General features: G+C 73.0%; 14 protein-coding genes and 1 riboswitch. Of the genes, 2 read left to right on the forward strand and 12 right to left on the reverse strand.

Annotated elements, in window-relative coordinates:
- Nucleotides 1-6: 6 nt before the first annotated feature.
- On the reverse strand, nt 7-2,334 hold the full coding sequence (locus tag ACN20G_RS29190) for a SpoIIE family protein phosphatase (protein ID WP_424216223.1): 2,328 nt from the start codon (nt 2,332-2,334) through the stop codon (nt 7-9).
- The gene (locus ACN20G_RS29195) at nt 2,327-6,907 is read right to left on the reverse strand and encodes a HAMP domain-containing protein (RefSeq protein WP_424216224.1); all 4,581 of its coding nucleotides are present in this window, start codon (nt 6,905-6,907) and stop codon (nt 2,327-2,329) included. Before ACN20G_RS29195 ends, ACN20G_RS29190 begins: the two co-directional genes overlap by 8 nt.
- 127 nt (nt 6,908-7,034) lie before the next feature.
- Between ACN20G_RS29195 and ACN20G_RS29200 the strand changes: the two genes are divergently transcribed.
- Both ACN20G_RS29200 and ACN20G_RS29205 read left to right on the forward strand, forming a co-directional pair.
- Entirely contained in the window at nt 7,035-7,439 is a 405-nt protein-coding gene (locus tag ACN20G_RS29200) for a hypothetical protein (protein WP_424216225.1), read from the forward strand.
- An 11-nt stretch (nt 7,440-7,450) separates the two neighbouring features.
- Entirely contained in the window at nt 7,451-7,669 is a 219-nt protein-coding gene (locus tag ACN20G_RS29205) for a hypothetical protein (protein ID WP_424216226.1), read from the forward strand.
- A gap of 34 nt (nt 7,670-7,703) precedes the next feature.
- On the opposite strand, the gene ACN20G_RS29210 is transcribed toward ACN20G_RS29205, so the two are convergent.
- From ACN20G_RS29210 to ACN20G_RS29255, 10 genes are all read right to left on the reverse strand, one after another.
- Nucleotides 7,704-8,909 carry a hypothetical protein gene (locus ACN20G_RS29210; RefSeq protein ID WP_424216227.1) on the reverse strand — a complete coding sequence of 402 codons (1,206 nt, stop codon included), beginning with the start codon at nt 8,907-8,909 and terminating at the stop codon, nt 7,704-7,706.
- A gap of 186 nt (nt 8,910-9,095) precedes the next feature.
- Nucleotides 9,096-10,256, reverse strand: coding sequence for a hypothetical protein (locus ACN20G_RS29215; protein ID WP_424216228.1), 1,161 nt, complete (start codon nt 10,254-10,256; stop codon nt 9,096-9,098).
- Between the two features lie 260 nt (nt 10,257-10,516).
- Complete coding sequence (locus ACN20G_RS29220) at nt 10,517-11,014, reverse strand: DUF4430 domain-containing protein (protein ID WP_424216229.1); 498 nt, start codon at nt 11,012-11,014, stop codon at nt 10,517-10,519.
- 157 nt (nt 11,015-11,171) lie between these two features.
- Nucleotides 11,172-11,278: riboswitch (cobalamin riboswitch) on the reverse strand.
- A gap of 87 nt (nt 11,279-11,365) precedes the next feature.
- Nucleotides 11,366-13,909 (reverse strand): ATP-binding protein, encoded by a 2,544-nt coding sequence (locus tag ACN20G_RS29225; RefSeq protein ID WP_424216230.1) that lies wholly within the window; start codon nt 13,907-13,909, stop codon nt 11,366-11,368.
- Nucleotides 13,910-13,919: 10 nt separating this feature from the next.
- Complete coding sequence (locus ACN20G_RS29230; protein ID WP_424216231.1) at nt 13,920-14,606, reverse strand: response regulator; 687 nt, start codon at nt 14,604-14,606, stop codon at nt 13,920-13,922.
- 108 nt (nt 14,607-14,714) lie between these two features.
- Nucleotides 14,715-15,392, reverse strand: coding sequence for a potassium-transporting ATPase subunit C (locus ACN20G_RS29235; protein WP_424216232.1), 678 nt, complete (start codon nt 15,390-15,392; stop codon nt 14,715-14,717).
- Between the two features lie 6 nt (nt 15,393-15,398).
- On the reverse strand, nt 15,399-17,501 hold the full coding sequence (gene kdpB / locus ACN20G_RS29240) for a potassium-transporting ATPase subunit KdpB (protein ID WP_424216233.1): 2,103 nt from the start codon (nt 17,499-17,501) through the stop codon (nt 15,399-15,401).
- Nucleotides 17,498-19,162 carry a potassium-transporting ATPase subunit KdpA gene (kdpA, locus tag ACN20G_RS29245; RefSeq protein WP_424216234.1) on the reverse strand — a complete coding sequence of 555 codons (1,665 nt, stop codon included), beginning with the start codon at nt 19,160-19,162 and terminating at the stop codon, nt 17,498-17,500. Before kdpA ends, kdpB begins: the two co-directional genes overlap by 4 nt.
- Nucleotides 19,163-19,168: 6 nt before the next feature.
- Nucleotides 19,169-19,258 (reverse strand): K(+)-transporting ATPase subunit F, encoded by a 90-nt coding sequence (kdpF, locus tag ACN20G_RS29250; RefSeq protein WP_424216235.1) that lies wholly within the window; start codon nt 19,256-19,258, stop codon nt 19,169-19,171.
- On the reverse strand, nt 19,255-19,380 hold the full coding sequence (locus tag ACN20G_RS29255; protein WP_424216236.1) for a hypothetical protein: 126 nt from the start codon (nt 19,378-19,380) through the stop codon (nt 19,255-19,257). The genes kdpF and ACN20G_RS29255 overlap by 4 nt, the downstream gene beginning before the upstream one ends.
- Nucleotides 19,381-19,397: the final 17 nt, after the last annotated feature.

The following is a 19,397-nucleotide window of genomic DNA, read 5'->3' on the forward strand; positions in this document are numbered from 1 at the left end:
GATCCGTCAGCGGATCTGGACGCCGATCAGGCAGGTGTCGTCGTCGGTGTCGGAGGTGCTGTAGGTGAGGAGGTCGTCGAGGCGTTTGTCGAGGGTGTCCAGGGGGCCGGCGGCCACGGCGAGCAGTTGGGCGAGGGAGTCGGTGACGGAGGAGTCGCGGCGTTCGATGAGGCCGTCGGTGTACATGAGGAGGACGTCCTCGGGTCGCAGCCGCACCTCCTCCTCCTCGTATTCGGCGTCCGGGAGGGCGCCCAGGAGGATGCCGGGGATCAGGGGGAAGACCTCGGCGCGGGTCCCCCGGACCAGGACGGGCGGCAGGTGGCCGGCGCGGGCCCAGCGCAGGGAGCGGGCGGCGGGGTCGTAGATCCCGCAGACGGCGGTGGCCGTGACCCGGTTGGTGAGGTGGTGGGCGACCCGGTTGAGCCAGGACAGCAGTTGGGCGGGGCCGGCTCCGGTGACGGCGAGGCCGCGCAGGGCGTTGCGGAGCACGACCATGCCGGTGGCGGCCTGGATGCCGTGGCCGGCGACGTCGCCGACGCTGATGAGGATCCGGTCGTCGGGCAGGACCACCGCGTCGTACCAGTCGCCGCCCACGAGGGACTGTGATTCGGCGGGGCGGTAGCGGACGGCGATGCGGATCCCGGGGACCTCCAGGGGCGCGGGCGCCGGGGGCATGATGGCGTGTTGGAGTTGCAGGGCGAGTCGGGTGCGGTCGGCGGATTCGGCCTCGCTGTCGGCGAGTTGGTCGCGGGTGGCGGCCAGGGCGACCTCCGTCCAGTGCTGCGAGGAGATGTCCTGGCAGGCCCCGCGCACGGAGACGAGCCGGCCCCGGTGGTCGAGGACGGGTTCGGCGACCATGCGCACGTGCCGGGTGACGCCGTCGGCGCGGGCGAGCCGGAATTCGACGGAGGACTCGCGCAGCCGGTGCAGGAGGGTGCGCAGGAAGCGGCCGACGGAGTCGATGTCGTGCGGGTGGACGTGGGCGGCGAGGTCGCGGAGCGGGACGGGGCCGGCTGTCGCGGGCAGTCCGAAGAGGGAGAACATCTGCCCGTTCCAGCTGATCTCGCCGGTGGCGGAATGCTCCTCGAAGCCGCCGACCCGGCCGAGTCGTTGGGCGTGTTGGAGCAGGGCCGCCAGGCGGGCCGTCTCGTCCTCGATCCGCCAGATGAGCAGGAGGGCGGTGCCGTGGCGGGTGACGGCCACGTCGGCGACGGAGGTGAGGGGGACCTGGCCGACGAGGGTCTCCAGGGTGGTGTGGGGCGCGTGGCACGGCTCGCCGGTGGCGTACACGCGTTCCAGGGCGGCGAAGAGGCCGTGGTCCTCGGCGGCGGAGGGGTACGCCTCCAGGAACCGGGCGCCGGCGATCTCGGAGCGGGGGCGGCCGGCGGGGTCGGTGAACCGCCGGTTGGCGTGGTGGACGCGGAAGTCGGTGAGGCGGCCGGCGGGGTCGAGGTCGGGGGTCAGGACGAGCACGGGGTCGTGGAGCTGGTCGGCGAGGTCGGTGAGTTCGGCGAGGGCCGCGCGGTGCGGGGCGTACGGGCCCGCCGGGCCGGGGTCGGGGTCCCGGTCGTCGAGGGTGTGGGCGCACAGGTCGGCCAGGGCCTGGAACTGGCGGAGCACGGCGGGTTGTCGGGGCGGGCGGGGGGTGGGCCAGGCGATCTCCAGGACGCCGACGACGCGTCCGCCGACACCGGCCGGGATCACGACGCGGCCGCCGTCGGGGGCGCGGCGTCCGCCGAGGGTGGGGATCGCGGAGTCGGCGAGGTCGTCGACGACCGTCGGTTCGCGGTGGGTGAGGGCGAGCCGGGCGCAGGTGGCGACCTCGGGGGGCACGTATCTCCAGCGTTCGGCGTCCTGGGGGGCGAAGCCGGCCTGGCCCGCCAGGGTGAGGGAGGAGTCGGGGCCGACGGCCCAGATCGCCACGGCGTGGGCGCCCAGGGGGCGCAGGGCGTTGTCGAGGAGGGCCTCGGCGACGGCGTCGGAGTCGGCGGCGGCGAGGGCGCGGCTCTCGGCGGTCCGCAGTCCGAGCCGGTGGGCGGGGTCGCCGGTCGGTGTGTCGGGTGCGGTGTCGGCGGCCCGGCGGTGGTGGTGGGCGGCCTGGTCGACGATGTCGAGGGCCAGGGCCGGCACGGTGGTGTCGGAGCGGGCGGCGAGCGTGGCGAGTTGGCGGGCCGCCTCGGTGGGGCCGCAGCCGAGGCGGCCCATGAGGATGCCCTTGGCCAGTTCGATCAGGGCGCGGCCGTCGGCGGCCTCCCGTGCCTCGCGGGCCTCGCGGCGCAGGCGTTCGACGACGGCGGCCAGGCGTGGGGGGTCGGTGGGGGCGGGGTCAGTCACGGGCCGTTCCCGAGGGGTCGGCGGGCAGCAGCCAGTGGTGCAGTTTCGCCACCAGGTCGCCGGCGTCGACCGGTTTGGTGATGTAGTCGCTGGAGCCGGCGGCGAGGCTCTTGTCGCGGTCCCCGGGCATGGCCTTGGCGGTGACGGAGATGATGGGGAGTTCGGCGTAGCGGGGCATGGAGCGGATCTCGGCGGTCGCGGCGTAGCCGTCGAGTTCGGGCATCATCACGTCCATCAGGATGAGGTCGATGCCGGGGGTGGAGGTCAGGGTCTCGATGCCCTTGCGACCGTTCTCGGCGTGCAGGACCCGGATGCCGTGCAGTTCGAGGATGCCGCTGATGGCGTACAGGTTGCGGGGGTCGTCGTCGACGACGAGGACGGATTTCTCGGCGAGGCCGGCGCCGTCGGGGGCGGGGTGGGGGGAGGTGGGTTCGCCGTCGGCGCGCAGGGCGGGCAGGACGTCGCGCAGTCCGTCGACGGAGAGGTGCAGGGTGACGCGTTCGCGGAGTTCGTCGAGGCCGGCGAGGACTTCCAGGCGGCGTTCGCGGGCGCGTCGGGTGACCTCGTCGTCGAGTTCGGGGCTCATCCGGCGGTGGTCGTGGGCGAGTACGGGCAGGGCGGCGAGCGCGCCGTCGCCGTCGAGGGCGCGCAGGAAGCGCAGGGCCTCGTCGCCGGTCGCGAGGTCGATGACCACGCAGTGGAACGGGGTCCGGGCGAGGGCGCCGGCGGCCTCGGCGGCGCTGACGGCGGTGACGACCTCGACGCGTGCGCCGGGGGTCACGGCGTTCCGTCCGGCGGTCAGGTCGGCGGCGGCGCTCTCGGCGACGAGGGTGAGGAGGCCGTGGGCGCGGGCCTCGATGACCAGGAGGCGCCGGGGTGCGGGCTCCGCCGCGACGGAGCCGGCGGTGCCGTGCGCCCCGTCGCCGTTTCGGTGTGCCGGGTCGCCTTCCAGGGCGGCGGGCGGGGCGCCGCGCTCGGGCAGTTCCTCGGGGCGGGCCACCGGCAGGTACAGGGTGAAGGTGGATCCGAGGCCGGGGGCGCTGGTGGCGGTGACGGCGCCGCCGAGGAGGCGGGCGATCTCGCGGGTGATGGAGAGGCCGAGTCCGGTGCCGCCGTACTTGCGGCTGGTGGTGCCGTCGGCCTGCTGGAACGCGGCGAAGATCACCTCCAGTTGTTCCTCGGCGATGCCGATGCCGGTGTCGGAGACCCGGAACGCGACGGCGGGGCCGGCGCCGGCGAGTTCGCCGGGCAGTTCGGCGGGGTCGGCCGGTTCGATCCGCACCTCGACCCGGCCCCGTTCGGTGAACTTGACGGCGTTCGACAGCAGGTTGCGCAGGATCTGTTGGAGCCGGGCGTCGTCGGTGAGCAGCTCGACGGGGACGCCGGGGGCGGTGACGATGTCGAAGGCGAGGCCCTTCTGCGTGGTCAGTGGCCGGAAGGACGCCTCCACGTAGGCAAGGAGCCGTTCCAGGGAGACCCGTTCGGGGTTGACGTCCATCTTGCCCGCCTCGACCTTCGACAGGTCGAGGATGTCGTTGATGAGCTGGAGCAGGTCGGAGCCGGCGGAGTGGATGATGCCCGCGTACTCGACCTGCTTCGGGGTGAGGTTGCGGGAGGGGTTCTGGGCCAGCAGTTGGGCGAGGATCAGCAGGCTGTTGAGCGGGGTGCGCAGTTCGTGGCTCATGTTGGCCAGGAACTCCGACTTGTACTTCGACGCCAGTGACAGCTGTTGGGCGCGGTCCTCCAGTTCCTGCCGGGCCTGTTCGATCTCCAGGTTCTTGGTCTCGATGTCCTGGTTCTGGCTGGCGAGGAGGGCGGCCTTCTCCTCCAGTTCGGCGTTGGAGCGCTGGAGCTCGTCCTGCTGGTCCTGCAACTGTTCGGAGCGGGCCTGGAGCTCGCCGGTGAGGCGCTGGGACTCCTCCAGCAGCTCGTCGGTGCGGGCGTTGGCGACGATGGTGCTGACGTTGACGCCGACGGTCTCCATCAGCCGGGCCAGGAAGTCGCGGTGCACGGGGGTGAACTCGTTGAAGGAGGCGAGTTCGATGACGCCGAGGACCTGGTCCTCGACGAGGATCGGCAGCACGATCAGGTGGGCCGGGACGGCGGCGCCCAGTCCGGAGGAGATCAGGTACGCGGGCGGCACGTTGCCGGTGGCGAGGATGCGGCGGCTGCGGGCGGCCTGTCCCACGAGGGTCTCGCCGCCGCGCAGCCGGCGGGTGGCGGGGGTGTCGACGGGCCGGCCGAAGGAGCCGATGAGGGTGAGCCAGGTGTCCTCCTCGTCCTCCTCGGCGAGGTAGAAGGCCCCGTAGCCGGCCTCGACGAGCGGGGCGAGTTCGGCCATGACGAGTTCGGCGACGACCGCGAGGTCGCGGTGGCCCTGCATGAGTCCGGAGATCTGGGCCAGGTTGGACTTGAGCCAGTCCTGTTCCTGATTGGCTCGGGTCGTCTCGCGCAGGGAGCCGACCATGGAGTTGATGTTGTCCTTGAGTTCGGCGACCTCCCCGGAGGCGTCCACGGTGATGGAACGGGTCAGGTCGCCCTCGGCGACGGCGCTGGCGACCTCGGCGATGGCCCGCACCTGGCGGGTCAGGTTCCCGGCGAGTTCGTTGACGTTCTCGGTGAGCCGCTTCCACGTCCCGGAGACGCCCTCGACCTCGGCCTGCCCGCCGAGCCGGCCCTCGCTGCCGACCTCCCGGGCCACGCGCGTGACCTCGGCGGCGAAGGCCGAAAGCTGGTCCACCATCGTGTTGATGGTGGTCTTCAGCTCCAGGATCTCGCCGCGCGCGTCCACGTCGATCTTCTTCGACAGGTCGCCGTTGGCCACCGCCGTGGTGACGAGGGCGATGTTGCGGACCTGGCCGGTGAGGTTGTTGGCCATGGAGTTGACGTTGTCGGTGAGGTCCTTCCAGGTGCCCGCCACGTTGGGCACCCGGGCCTGCCCGCCGAGCCGGCCCTCCGTGCCGACCTCGCGGGCCACGCGGGTGACCTCGTCGGCGAACGCGGACAGGGTGTCGACCATCGTGTTGATGACCCCCGCGAGCGCGGCCACCTCCCCCTTGGCCTCCACCGTGATCTTCTGCGACAGGTCGCCGCGCGCCACGGCCGTGGCGACCTGGGCGATGGAGCGCACCTGCCCGGTCAGGTTGGAGGCCATCACGTTCACGTTGTCGGTGAGGTCCTTCCACGTGCCCGACACCCCGCGCACGGTGGCCTGACCGCCCAGGTTGCCCTCGGTGCCGACCTCGCGGGCGACCCGGGTGACCTCGTCGGCGAAGGCCGACAGCTGGTCCACCATCGTGTTGATGGTCTCCTTCAGCTCCAGGATCTCGCCGCGCGCGTCCACCCGGATCTTCTGCGACAGGTCGCCCTGCGCCACCGCCGTGGTCACCTCGGCGATGGAACGGACCTGCGCGGTGAGGTTGTCGGCCATGAAGTTCACCGAGTCGGTCAGGTCCCGCCAGGTCCCCGACACCCCCTTCACGTCCGCCTGACCACCCAACCGCCCGTCCGTGCCCACCTCGCGGGCCACGCGGGTGACCTCGTCGGCGAACGCGGACAGCTGGTCCACCATCGTGTTGATCGTGGTCTTGAGCTCCAGGATCTCGCCGCGCGCGTCCACCCGGATCTTCTGCGAGAGATCGCCCTGCGCCACCGCCGTGGCGACCTCCGCGATGGAACGGACCTGCGCGGTCAGGTTCCCCGCCATGAAGTTCACCGAGTCGGTCAGGTCCCGCCAGGTCCCCGACACCCCCTTCACGTCCGCCTGACCACCCAACCGCCCGTCCGTGCCCACCTCGCGCGCCATGCGGGTGACCTCGTCGGCGAACGCGGACAGCTGGTCCACCATCGTGTTGATGGTGTTCTTCAGCTCCAGGATCTCGCCCCGGGCGTCCACGGCGATCTTCTGCGACAGGTCGCCCTTGGCCACCGCCGTCGTCACCTGGGCGATGTTGCGGACCTGGTCGGTGAGGTTGCCGGCCATGAAGTTCACGGAATCGGTCAGGTCCCGCCACACCCCCGCGACCCCGGGCACCTCGGCCTGCCCGCCGAGCCGGCCCTCGCTGCCGACCTCCCGGGCCACGCGGGTCACCTCGGCGGCGAAGGAGGACAACTGGTCCACCATCGTGTTGACGGTGTCCTTCAGCTCCAGGATCTCGCCCCGGGCCGCCACGTCGATCTTCTGCGACAGGTCCCCGCGCGCCACGGCCGTGGCCACCTGGGCGATGTCGCGGACCTGGGTGGTCAGATTGCCCGCCATCGCGTTCACGGAGTCGGTCAGGTCGGCCCAGGTCCCGGACACCCCCGGCACCTCCGCCTGCCCGCCCAGGGTCCCCTCGGTGCCGACCTCCCGCGCCACGCGCGTGACCTCGGACGTGAACAGGGACAGCTGGTCGACCATGCCGTTGAAGACCGTGGCGATCTCCCCCAGCAGCCCGTCGGCCTCCTCGGGCAGACGGGTCCCGAAATCCCCGTCGCGCACGGAGGTCAGACCGGCCAGGAGCTGACGCAACTGCTGCTCGCCCACCGGCCCCGAGGCCCTCGCGCCCGTGACGGCACCCACCGACTCGCCCATCCCTGCCCCACTTCCGTCAGACCGGGGCAGGCCCGGCCCTCGGCGTCCCCCGGTCAGGTTAGACGAACCCCGCGCGGCTCCCGGGGCGGCCGCATGAATCCCGTCGGCCCGGGGCAGCCGCGTCGACATGACATCCATGACGGAACGCGAACACGAGACCCACTACAGCGTCGGCGTCGACGGCGAGCGCTTCACCTGCGCCCGCGTCACGGGCCTGGGCCCCCAGGGCGACGGCGGGCTGCCCGGCCAGGAACTCACCGTCACCCTCGACGGCTGTGTCCTCACCGACGCCCCGCGCGCCGAGGCATGGCTCCTCGACCGCGAGCGCACCGGCCCGCGCGACGTGACGGTGGACGAGACCGAGGCCGACGGGCGCACCGTCCGCACCACGTGGGAACTGACCGAGGCGGCCCCCTTGCACCTGCACGGCCACAGCGCCACCGCCTCCAATCACGAGACCCGCGTCACCCGGGTCACCCTCAAGGCCACGATGATCACACCCGTCCTGAACGACCCCGGCGAGACCACCTGACAGGAGGAGCCGTGACCCGCGAGAACGAACCCGAGCTGCCGGCGCCCGTACCGGAGTCGAAGGATCCGAACACACCCGACCTGCCGTCCACCGTCCCCGGGGTGCCCGACCTGGACGGGGCCCGCCCCGACCGGCAAACCGCCCGACGGGACGGCACGCGCACCCCCGAGGGGAAGGAGAACCCGCCGGCGGGCCCCGGCAACGCGCCCCCGCAGGAGCCCACCGACTGAGCCGCCGGGTCGCCCCGGGCAGGGGCCCGCGCCCTTAGGGGGCGTAGGCGGCGAGGAGTTCCGCGACGCGGTGCGGGAGGGCGCGGGCGGAGTCCTCGTGCGAACAGGCCGTCAGGCGCATGCCGCCCTCGTGCGTGACGACGCCCAGCACCTCCTCCCCGTCGAGCCGACAGAGGGTGATCGGCCCCCAGACGGCGCGGACGCGCACGGGGCCGGGGGCGTGGGGCGGCAGGGTGCGCAGATTGGTGACGATCAGCTCGTGGTCGAGGGTCCGGCGGCCGATGGCCAGGGCCTCGGCCTCGGTGGGGCACGCCGGCACCTCGCGCCGGCAGTGCGCGGAGGCGGCGGCGAGGACGGCGGGGTCCCGGGCGGCGGCGAGGTCGACGGCCGTGGCCCGGACGTGCTCGCGGAAGGTGAGGTCCGGGCGCGGGGTGGAGGCGGTGCGGGCGTGCCCGAAGTGGGCGGCGCAGCCGCCGGTGACGCCGAGGAGGGGGCGCAGGTCCACGGGGGTGAGGGTGCGGGCGACGGTGTCCTCGGCGCGGAGCACGGCGCGGGCCCGGGTGGCCGCCGTGACCAGGGCGGCCTGCACGGTCACCCCGTCCGCCCGGCAGCGGGCGCGCAGGCGGGCGGTGCTCGGGCGGTCGAGGGCGGCGGTGGAGACGTGGGGCGGGACGCCGTCGAAGGGGCGCAGGGCACGCCGGGGCGCGGAGGCGGGGACGGGTGGTGCGGGGAGCGGCTCGTGGGACGGGGGCGGGAGGCGGTCGAAGAGCGTTTCGCGGGACGGGGGTGCCGGGAGGGGGCGCGGCGGGTGCCCGTTGAGGGCGGCGACGAGGTCCGCGAGGACGACGGCGGCGCCGACCCCGTCGGCCACGCTGTGGTCGAGGGTGAGGAGGAGGGTCGAGGCGTCGGCGGAACTCAGCAGGACGGCGCGGTGCAGGGCGCCGTCCGCGGTGGGCAGGCGACGCGCCATCTCCTCGGCCGCGAGGGTCCGCCACCCGGCCGGGTCACCGTCCACGAGCGTGAGGGCGGGCGGGGTGCCGGCGGCGGGAGGGTGCAGCACGGGCGCCCGTCCCGGCTCCCGGGTGATGCGGGCGGCCGGCAGCGGATGCCGTTCCCACACGGCCGCGAGGGCGGCGCGCAACCGGGCCGCGTCGAGGGGGACGGGGAACTCGGCGACGAGCGTGAAGTGCAGGGGGCTGTGCCGGTCGAAGACGTGGACCAGCCGCTCGAAGGGGCTCAACTCCCGTGGCAGGCCGGGAACGTGGGACGGTGGAACGCGGGCTGGGCGCACGGGGGGGGCACTCTCGGCTGGGGCCGGCGCGACGGGCCGGCGCGACGGGCCGGCGCGACGGGCCGGCGCGGCCGGGCGCCCCACCGGAATCGGTCCGGTGGGGCGCGTGGACGGCCGGTGACGGGGAGGTGTGGGTCAGCTCGTGGGGATGCAGATCGCGTAGGGGGTCACGTTCACGGGGAAGGTCCCCGTGTTCTTGACGGTGACGTTCCACTTGGAGTCGGAGGCGGGGTAACTGCTCTGGACCACGGCGCCGTTCTCGCCGTTGGCCTCCTCCGTGTAGACCCCGCCGCCGGTGATCTTCGAGCCGTCCGGGCAGGCCGGGCTCTGGAAGGTGCGGGTGATGCTGGTCGCGAGGGAGACCGCCGTGCCCTTCACGTACTGCGGCTCCCCCCGGGTCCCGGCCGGCCCGGTGGGCCCGGTGGGTCCGGTGGCCCCCGTCGCACCGGCGGCCCCGGCGGCCCCGGCCGCCCCGGTGGCCCCGGCCGCCCCGGTGGCCCCCGTCGGACCGGTCGGACCGGTCGGACCACCGGACCCGGTAGCCCCGGTCGCCCCCGTGGCCCCGGCGGCACCGGCCGCACCCGTGGCCCCGGTGGGCCCCGCCGGCCCCGTCGCACCGGTCGCACCGGCGGCACCCGTGGCACCGGTCGCACCCGTAGCACCGGTCGCACCGGCGGCACCCGTAGCGCCAGTCGCACCCGTGGCACCGGTCGCACCCATGGCACCCATGGCACCCGTCGCACCAGCTGCGCCAGTCGCACCCGTCGCACCCATGGCGCCCGCGGCGCCTGTCGCGCCCGTCGGACCCGTGGGCCCGGTGGCGCCCGTGGCGCCGGCCGTGCCCGTCGCGCCCGTGGCCCCCGTGGGACCCGCCGGGCCCGTGGCGCCGGTCGCGCCCGCGGCGCCGGCCGCACCCGCCGGGCCCGTCGCTCCCGTCGCGCCCGTGTCGCCCTTGGCCCCCTTCTCTCCCCGCTCGCCCTTGTCACCCTTGTCGCCCTTGTCGCCCTTCGGGCCCGGTCGGCCCGGTGCGTCGTCGGCGCACCACGGGACCGGACCGTCCGCCTTCAGGTAGCGCGCGCTCATCCAGCCCTCGCGGTCGGCGAGTCGGTACCACAGGCCGTTGCCGCCGACCCGCGAGCCGTCGAGCCGGCACGCGAGGCCGACCTTCTCGCCCTTCTCGTACGAGCCGATCCGCCGCGCGTCCTCGGAGGGACCGCTGCGGACGTACTGGCCCACGCGGGAGACGACGGTGCCGTGGGCCGCCGCCGCGGCCACCGCCGACGCGGTCGGCAGCATGTACACCATCGCCGTCGTCGTGGAGAGAACGCCGAGGGCGAGACGAAGGCTTCTGACGGGGGGTCGACTCTGGGACACGCTGCTCACTCCAGTGCACGAGGGGGGTGGTTCGGCGCACACCATGGCGGCCCGCGCCGGACCCTGTCGCGCGACACAAGCCACCCGAACCGGCGAGTGACCGAACGGTCGTACCCGTTCCCCCCACCGCGCCGCGCGGCCCGCGTTCCGTCACACAATCGGAACGCGGGCCCGCGCACCGGTCAGAAGGAGGTCCAGGTGAACGAGACCTTGTCCCCCGTCCTGATCCTGAACTGGCAGCCGCCGACCGGGGTCGGGGTGCCGTTGACGGCGACGCTCCAGTACGCCGAGCCGCCCCCGGACACGTTCTTGATCGTGTCCACGGAGTAGTCGTCGAAGCCCGCGTACCAGGTGCCGTCCCAGCCGAACCCGCGCTGTTTCGCGGCGTCGTCCAAGGCCGCCGTGGGGGTGGGCACCTTGCCGGGGTTGGCCGCGCCGTTGGTGCCGTCGCACCGGTGGGTGCCGCCGGTCGCGGTGGTGACCTCGTGGCCCTTGGTGAGGACGAGGCCCGTGAACAGGTTGCCGTCGGGGCCCCGCACGGTGAGCTTCACGAGCACCGGCGCGTTGGTGTTCGCGGCCGGCGCGGCGCCGGCGGGCGTGGCCGTGAGGCCGGTGCCGGTCAGGCCGAGGCCGAGGGCGGCGGCGGTGACGGCCGCGCGACGGAGGAGGGTGGGGCGCATGGGATGCCTTTGCGGTCGGGCCCGGCCCGGGGCACGGGGCCCGTGCCCGCCCGCCGTCCGTCGTGGGCCGCGCCGTGACGCGGCGCGGGTACGACGGCGCGCGAGGACGCCGGGCTTCGCGCCGCAGACCGTGGCGGAGGGAAGCGATGACGCCGTGCGGCGGGCATTCCGACTCACGGCGCCCTCGCGGGCGCCGTACACGGTTGCAGGTCAGCGCCGGAGTCCCACCGGCTTCCCCCGAGGTCGCACGGCGGTGCGACACCGCCCGGCCGGGGCCGGGCAGCCGCATCGTACGGCCCGAACCCGGGCCGGGGAAAGGGTGTTCGGGAGGTTGCCGGTCCGGAGGCGTGCTCAGGAGATCGCCTCGGGCGGGAGGTCGGGGCGGGCCGGGGGTGCGCCGGCGGCCAGGGGCAGGGTGAGGACCATGGTGAGGCCGCCGCCGGGGGTGTCCTCGGCGGTGAGGGTGCCGTGCATGGCCTCCGTGAACCCGCGGGCGACGGCGAGGCCGAGGCCGACCCCGGCTCCGGCGGGCGCGTCCCCATGGCGTTGGAAGGGTTCGAAGATGCGGTCCTTGGCCTCGTCGGGGACGCCGGGGCCCCGGTCCACGACGCGGACCTCGACGCGGTCGGCGACGGCCCCGGCGGACACGCGGACGGTGCGGCCGGGCGGGCTGTGGGTGACGGCGTTCTCGACCACGTTGGCGACGGCCCGTTCGAGCAGGCCCCGGTCGACGGCGACCATGGGCAGGGTCTCGGGGATGTCGAGCCGCACGCTGCCGTCGGGGACCCCGGCCAGGGCCATGGGGACGACCTCGTCCAGGTCGGTCTCGCGGATGATCGGGACGACGATCCCGGTCTGGAGGCGCGACATGTCGAGGAGGTTGCCGATGAGGTGGTCGAGGCGGTCGGCGCCGTCCTCGATGCCCTCCAGGAATTCGGCCCGGTCCTCCTCGGACCAGTCCACGTCGGTGGAGCGCAGGGAGGTGACGGCGACCTTGACGGAGGCGAGGGGGGTGCGCAGGTCGTGGCTGACGGCGGCCAGGAGCGCGGTGCGGATCCGGTCGCTGTCGACGAGCCGGCGCGCCTCCTCGGCCTCGCCGACGAGCCGTTGCCGGTCGAGGACCCCGGCGGCCTGGGCGGCGAAGGCGCCGAGGACGCGGCGGTCCTCGGCGGGCAGGACCCGGCCGGTGAGGGCGAGGGCCATGTTCTCGCCGATGGGGATGTCCACGTCGGCGTCCTCGGGGCGGTCCGCGGGGTGCCGGCCGGTGCTGCCGGCGCGGGTCCACGGGTCGAGTTCGCCGGTGCGTTCGAGGAAGCTGACGGAGTCCATGGCGAAGGTCTCGCGGACCCGTTCCAGGAGGGCGTCGAGGGCGGTCTCGCCGCGCAGGATGCTGCCGGCGAGGAAGGAGAGTATCTCGGACTCGGCGCGCAGCCGGGCGGCCTGGTGGGTGCGGCGCGCGGCCAGGTCGACGACGGAGGCCACGGACGCGGCGACGCCGACGAAGATGGCGAGGGCCACCATGTTCTGCGGGTCGGCGATGGTGAGCCGGTGCAGCGGGGGCGTGAACCAGTAGTTGAGGAGCAGGGAGCCGAGGGCGGCGGAGGCCAGCGCGGGCAGCAGGCCGCCGAGCAGGGCCGCCGCCACGGTGAGGGCGAGGAACAGCAGCACGTCGTTGGCGAGACCGGGTTCGGGGACGACGTGGGCGAGGAGCAGGGTGAGCAGGACGGGGCCGCCGACCCCCGTCAGCCAGCCCCACAGGACGCGGGAGCCGCCCAGGCGCGCGCCGCGCGCCACGGGCAGCCGGCGGCCCTTGGCGGCCTCGTCGTGGGTGACGATGTGCACGTCGAGGTCGGGGCCGGATTCCCGGGCCACGGTGGCGCTGACGCCCGGGCGCAGCACGGACTGCCAGGAGCGGCGGCGGCTGACGCCGAGCACGATCTGGGTGGCGTTGACCCCGCGCGCGAACTCCAGCAGGGCCTCGGGCACGTGGTCGCCGATGACGTGGTGGAAGGTGCCGCCGAGGCCCTCCACCAGCGTGCGCTGTAGGGCGAGTTCCTTCGGGGAGACGGCGGTGAGGCCGTCGCTGCGGGCGATGTACACGGCGAGGACCTCGCCGCCGGAGCCCTTCTCGGCGAGGCGGGCGGCGCGGCGGATCAGGGTGCGGCCCTCGGGGCCGCCGGTGACGCCGACGACGATGCGTTCGCGGGCCTGCCAGGTGGTGCGGATGTCGTGTTCGCCGCGGTATTCCCGCAGGTGTTCGTCGACGCGGTCGGCGAGCCACAGCAGGGCGAGTTCGCGCAGGGCGGTGAGGTTGCCGGGGCGGAAGTAGTGGGAGAGGGCCGCGTCCACCTTGTCGGGCTGGTAGATGTTGCCGTGGGCCATCCGGCGGCGCAGGGCCTGCGGGGACATGTCCACGAGTTCGACCTGGTCGGCGCGGCGCACCACCTCGTCGGGCACGGTCTCGCGCTGCCGGACCCCCGTGATGGTCTCGACCACGTCCCCGAGGGATTCGAGGTGCTGGATGTTGACGGTGGAGATCACGTCGATGCCGGCCCGGAGGAGTTCCTCGACGTCCTGCCAGCGTTTGGCGTTGCGGGAGCCCGGCACGTTGGTGTGCGCGAGTTCGTCGACGAGGGCGACGACCGGCCGGCGGGCGAGGACGGCGTCCACGTCCATCTCCGTGAACGTCGAGTCCCGGTAGGGCAGTTCTCGGCGCGGGATGCGTTCGAGGCCGTGCAGCATCACCTCGGTGCGCGGCCGGTGGTGGTGTTCGACGAAGGCGACGACGAGGTCGGTGCCCCGTTCGGCGCGGCGGTGGCCCTCGGAGAGCATCGCGTAGGTCTTGCCGACGCCGGGGGCCGAGCCGAGGTAGATGCGAAAGGTGCCGCGTCCCATGGTGTCCGTGTCATCCCTCGAAGCGGTAGCCCATGCCGGGCTCGGTGATCAGGTACCGGGGGTGGGAGGGGTCCGCCTCCAGCTTGCGCCGGAGCTGGGCCATGTACACCCGCAGGTAGTTGGCGTGTTGGGCGTGGGAGGGGCCCCACACGTCGAGCAGGAGCCTGCGTTGGCTGATCAGGCGGCCGGGGTGGGTGATGAGGATCTCCAGCAGGTGCCATTCGGTGGGCGTGAGGCGGACGGCCCGGTCGCCGCGCCGGACCTTCTTGGCGACGAGGTCGACCGTGAAGTCCGGGGTGGTGACGAGGGTGATCCCGGGGGCGGGTTCGGCGACCTCGCGGCGGCGGACGGCGGCGCGGAGCCGGGCGAGGAGTTCGTCCATGCTGAAGGGTTTGGTGACGTAGTCGTCGGCGCCCGCGTCGAAGGCACGGACCTTCTCCTCGGAGGTGTGGCGGGCGGACAGGACGATGATGGGGGTGCTCGGGTCCTCGGCGCGCAGTGCGGTGATCACGTCGACGCCGTCCATGTCGGGCAGGCCGAGGTCGAGCAGGACGACCTGCGGGGGGCGGGTCGCCGCGCTCCGCAGGGCGGTTCTTCCGGTGGGTGCCGTCTCGACCTCGAACCGCCGCGCCTCCAGGGTGATCCTCAGGGCGCGGACGAGCCGGGCGTCGTCCTCCACCACCAGCACCTTGGTCATCGGTGTGGGGCCTTCCTCTTCCTGTGCCCGCGGGCGTGGTCGTGGCCGGAGCCGGCCGGGCGCGATCGCGGCGCGCCGGGCCGGCTCTCGATTCCGGTGGGGTGGGTCTCAGCCCCGGGTGAGGGCCTTGAGGGCGGTGTTGAGTTCGAGGACGTTGACGCGGGGTTCGCCCATGAAGCCGAGGGTGCGGCCGGTGGTGTGGTCGGCGACGAGCTTCTCCACCTGTGCGAGGTCGAGTTTGTTGCGTTCGGCGACGCGGCGGGTCTGGAGTTCGGCGTAGGCGGGGGAGATGTGGGGGTCGAGGCCGGAGCCGGAGGAGGTGACGGCGTCGGCGGGCACGTCCTGGGGGCGGATCTCGTGGCCAGGGGTGGAGTTGTCGGCGATGACGGCGGCCTTGGCGGCGTTCACCGACTCGACCAGCTTCGGGTTGTCACCGGCGAGGTTCGTCGCGCCGGAGAGGATGAGGGAGTACCGCGTGTTGACGCTGTTGCCGCCGAGGCCGTTGGAGGGGCGGGGCTGGAACCAGCGCAGGTCCGGCTTGGCGGCCTCCTCGGGGTCCTCGGGGTTGTTCTTGGGGAGGTCGTAGCGCTGTCCGATGAGGGCGGAGCCGACCACCTTCCCGTGCGCGTCGGTGATCTCGGAGCCGTTGGCCTTGTCGTGGAACAGGGCCTGGGCGACGCCCGTGACGGCGAGGGGGTACAGGACCCCGCAGATCACGGTCAGGACGAGGAGGGCCCGCAGGCCGGCGCCGATCAGGCGTGCGGTGGTGCCCACAGAGGTGTTCATGACGGATCAGCCGATTCCGGGGATGAGGGAGATGAGGAGGTCGATGATCTTGATGCCGATGAAGGGGGCGATCAGGCCGCCGAGGCCGTACAGGCCGAGGTTGCGGCGGAGCATGGCGTCGGCGCCGCCGGGCGTGTAGCGCACGCCCTTGAGGGCCAGGGGCACGAGGGCGATGATAATCAGCGCGTTGAAGATGACGGCGGAGAGGATCGCGGACTCGGGTGAGGACAGCCGCATGATGTTGAGGGTGTCCAGGCCGGGGTAGGCGACGGCGAACATGGCCGGGATGATCGCGAAGTACTTCGCCACGTCGTTGGCGATGGAGAACGTGGTCAACGCGCCCCGCGTGATCAGCAACTGCTTGCCGATCTCCACGATCTCGATGAGCTTGGTCGGGTTCGAGTCGAGGTCGACCATGTTGCCGGCCTCTTTGGCGGCGGAGGTGCCGGTGTTCATGGCGACGCCCACGTCGGCCTGGGCGAGGGCGGGGGCGTCGTTGGTGCCGTCGCCGGTCATCGCGACGAGTTTCCCGCCGGCCTGCTCCCGCTTGATGAGGGCCATCTTGTCCTCGGGGGTGGCCTCGGCGAGGAAGTCGTCGACACCGGCCTCGGCGGCGATGGCCTTCGCGGTCAACGGGTTGTCGCCGGTGATCATCACGGTCTTGATGCCCATGCGCCGCAACTCCTCGAAACGCTCGCGCATGCCCTCCTTGACCACGTCCTTCAGATGGATCACGCCCAGGATCCGGGCCCCGTCCGCGTCCTCCACCGCGACCAGCAGCGGGGTGCCGCCGGCCTGGGCGATGGTGTCGGCGAGGGTGCCGGCCGCGGTGCCCACCTGCCCGCCGCGTTCGGTGACCCAGGCGATGACGGAACCGCTCGCGCCCTTGCGGACCTTGCGGCCGTCCACGTCCACGCCCGACATGCGGGTCTGCGCCGTGAACTCGATCCACTCGGCGTGCGCCAGCTCGCCCCGCGCCCGTTCGCGCAGGCCGTACTTCTCCTTGGCGAGCACGACGACGGAGCGGCCCTCGGGGGTCTCGTCGGCCAGCGAGGAGAGCTGCGCGGCCTCGGCGAGTTCGGCATCGGTGGTGCCCTTGACGGGGACGAACTCGGCGGCCTGCCGGTTGCCGAGGGTGATGGTGCCGGTCTTGTCGAGCAGCAGCGTGGACACGTCCCCGGCCGCCTCCACGGCGCGCCCCGACATCGCGAGCACGTTGCGCTGCACGAGCCGGTCCATGCCCGCGATCCCGATCGCGGACAGCAGCGCCCCGATCGTGGTCGGGATCAGACAGACCAGCAGGGCGGCCAGCACGATCATCGACTGTTCGGCGCCGGCGTAGATGGCGAAGGGCTGGAGGGTGACGACGGCCAGCAGGAACACGATGGTCAGCGAGGCCAGCAGGATGTTCAGCGCGATCTCGTTCGGCGTCTTCTGCCGGGCCGCGCCCTCGACGAGCGCGATCATCCGGTCGATGAAGGTCTCGCCGGGCTTGGTCGTGATCTTGACGACGATGCGGTCGGAGAGGACCTTCGTGCCGCCGGTGACGGCCGAGCGGTCGCCGCCGGACTCGCGGATCACGGGCGCGGACTCGCCGGTGATCGCCGACTCGTCCACCGAGGCCACGCCCTCGACCACGTCCCCGTCGCCCGGGATCACGTCCCCGGCCTCGCAGACCACCAGGTCCCCGATGCGCAGGTCGGTGCCGGGGACGGACTCCTCGCCGCCGCCGGCGGTGAGCCGGCGGGCGACGGAGTCGGTCTTGGCCTTGCGCAGGGTGTCGGCCTGGGCCTTGCCCCGGCCCTCGGCCACCGCCTCCGCGAGGTTCGCGAAGATCGTCGTCAACCACAGCCAGCCCGTGATGGCCCAACCGAACCAGTTCGTCGGGTCGCCGAGGGCGAGCACGGTGGTGACCACCGAGCCGATCAACACCACGAACATCACGGGCGACTTGACCATCACGCGCGGATCGAGCTTGCGCACCGCGTCCGGGAAGGACCTCAGGAGCTGCTTGGGGTCGAAGAGTCCGCCGCCCACGCGTCCGGCGTCGGTCTTGTGCCCGGTGGGGAGGTCCTCGTGCGGGGCACGGGTGGGAGTGACGGTGCTCATGAGGCGAGCCCTTCGGCGAGCGGTCCCAGCGCGAGGGCCGGGAAGTAGGTGAGTCCGGTGACGATGAGGATGGTGCCGACGAGCAGACCGGCGTACAGCGGCTTGTCGGTGCGCAGGGTGCCGACCGTGGCCGGGACGGGGCGCTGTTCGGCCAGGGCGCCCGCGAGGGCGAGCACGAACACCATGGGCAGGAAGCGGCCCAGCAGCATGGCGATGCCGATGGTGCTGTTGAACCACTGGGTGTCGGCGTTGAGGCCGGCGAAGGCGGAGCCGTTGTTGTTGGCGCCGGAGGTGTAGGCGTAGAGGATCTCGGAGAACCCGTGGGCGCCGCCGTTGGTCATCGAGTCGCCCGGGGTGGGCAGGGCCATGGCGGCGGCGGTGAAGCACAGCACCAGGGCGGGGGTGATCAGGATGTAGCAGGCGGCGAGTTTGATCTCGCGGGTGCCGATCTTCTTGCCCAGGTACTCGGGGGTCCGGCCGACCATCAGGCCCGCGATGAACACCGCGATGACCGCCATGATCAGCATCCCGTACAGGCCCGAGCCCACGCCGCCGGGCGCGATCTCGCCGAGCTGCATCCCGAGCATGGCGATGCCGCCGCCGAAGCCGGTGTAGGAGGAGTGGAAGGAGTTGACGGCGCCGGTGGACGTGAGGGTGGTGGCCACCGCGAAGATGGAGGAGCCCGCGATCCCGAACCGGGTCTCCTTGCCCTCCATCGCCCCGCCGGCCGCTTCGAACGCCGGTCCGCGTCCGGCGAATTCGGTCCACATCATCAGGGCGGTGAACCCGATCCAGATGATCGCCATCGTCGCGAGGATCGCGTAGCCCTGCCGGAGCGAGCCGACCATGCGGCCGAAGGTGCGGGTGAGGGCGAAGGGGATGAGGAGGATGAGGAAGATCTCGAAGAGGTTCGAGAAGGGGTTGGGGTTCTCGAAGGGGTGGGCGGAGTTGGCGTTGAAGTAGCCGCCGCCGTTGGTGCCCAGTTCCTTGATGACCTCCTGCGAGGCCACCGCCCCGCCGTTCCACTGCCGCGTACCGCCCGCGAACTGCCCGACCTCGTGGATGCCCGCGAAGTTCTGGATCACCCCGCAGGCCACGAGGACGAGGGCGCCGATCACGGCGATGGGGAGCAGGACGCGGACGGTGCCGCGCACCAGGTCGGCCCAGAAATTGCCCAGCTCACCCGTCCGGGAACGGGCGAAACCGCGCACCAGGGCCACCGCCACGGCCATGCCGACGGCCGCCGACACGAAGTTCTGCACCGCCAGGCCACCCGTCTGCACGACGTGCCCCATGGCCTGTTCGCCGTAGTACGACTGCCAGTTGGTGTTCGCGACGAAGGACGCGGCCGTGTTGAACGCCTGGTCGGGATCGATGGAGACGAAGCCGAGCGAGCCGGGCAGCACACCTTGGAGGCGTTGCAGCGCGTACAGGAAGAGGAGGCTCGCGAAGGAGAAGGCGAGGACCCCGCGCAGGTAGGCGGGCCAGCGCATCTCGACGTTCGGGTTCGCGCCGATGGCCTTGTAGATCCACTTCTCCGGTGTGGTGTGCTTCTCGGAGGAGTAGACCCGGGCCATGTAGTCGCCGAGGGGGCGGTAGGCGAGGGCGAGGGCGGCGACCAGGGCGAGGAACTGGAGGACGCCGGCGATCTGGGGACTCATGGCGGCTCAGAACCTCTCCGGGTACACGAGGGCGAGGACGAGGTAGCCGAGGAGGGAGACGGCCACGATGAGGCCGACGAGGTTTTCGACGGTCACAGCTTGGTCACCCCCCGTGCGACGAGGGCCACCAGCGCGAATATCGCGACCATGGTGACGACGAAGGCCAGATCGGCCATCGCGAGCTCCCGAGTGACGTGGTGAATGGAATCGGCCGGCAAGGCCGAGTCAGAGACAA

The sequence above is a fragment of the Streptomyces dryopteridis genome (genome assembly GCF_049606955.1).
In the GTDB taxonomy this organism is placed as follows: domain Bacteria; phylum Actinomycetota; class Actinomycetes; order Streptomycetales; family Streptomycetaceae; genus Streptomyces.

Excerpts from the sequence above, each read along its gene's own strand:
- ACN20G_RS29195 (WP_424216224.1), bottom strand. The coding sequence starts at position 6,907 with ATGGGCGAGTCGGTGGGTGCCGTCACGGGCGCGAGGGCCTCGGGGCCG.
- ACN20G_RS29200 (WP_424216225.1), top strand. The coding sequence starts at position 7,035 with ATGACATCCATGACGGAACGCGAACACGAGACCCACTACAGCGTCGGC.
- ACN20G_RS29215 (WP_424216228.1), bottom strand. The coding sequence starts at position 10,256 with ATGCTGCCGACCGCGTCGGCGGTGGCCGCGGCGGCGGCCCACGGCACC.
- ACN20G_RS29220 (WP_424216229.1), bottom strand. The coding sequence starts at position 11,014 with ATGCGCCCCACCCTCCTCCGTCGCGCGGCCGTCACCGCCGCCGCCCTC.
- ACN20G_RS29225 (WP_424216230.1), bottom strand. The coding sequence starts at position 13,909 with ATGGGACGCGGCACCTTTCGCATCTACCTCGGCTCGGCCCCCGGCGTC.
- ACN20G_RS29230 (WP_424216231.1), bottom strand. The coding sequence starts at position 14,606 with ATGACCAAGGTGCTGGTGGTGGAGGACGACGCCCGGCTCGTCCGCGCC.
- ACN20G_RS29235 (WP_424216232.1), bottom strand. The coding sequence starts at position 15,392 with ATGAACACCTCTGTGGGCACCACCGCACGCCTGATCGGCGCCGGCCTG.
- kdpB (WP_424216233.1), bottom strand. The coding sequence starts at position 17,501 with ATGAGCACCGTCACTCCCACCCGTGCCCCGCACGAGGACCTCCCCACC.
- kdpA (WP_424216234.1), bottom strand. The coding sequence starts at position 19,162 with ATGAGTCCCCAGATCGCCGGCGTCCTCCAGTTCCTCGCCCTGGTCGCC.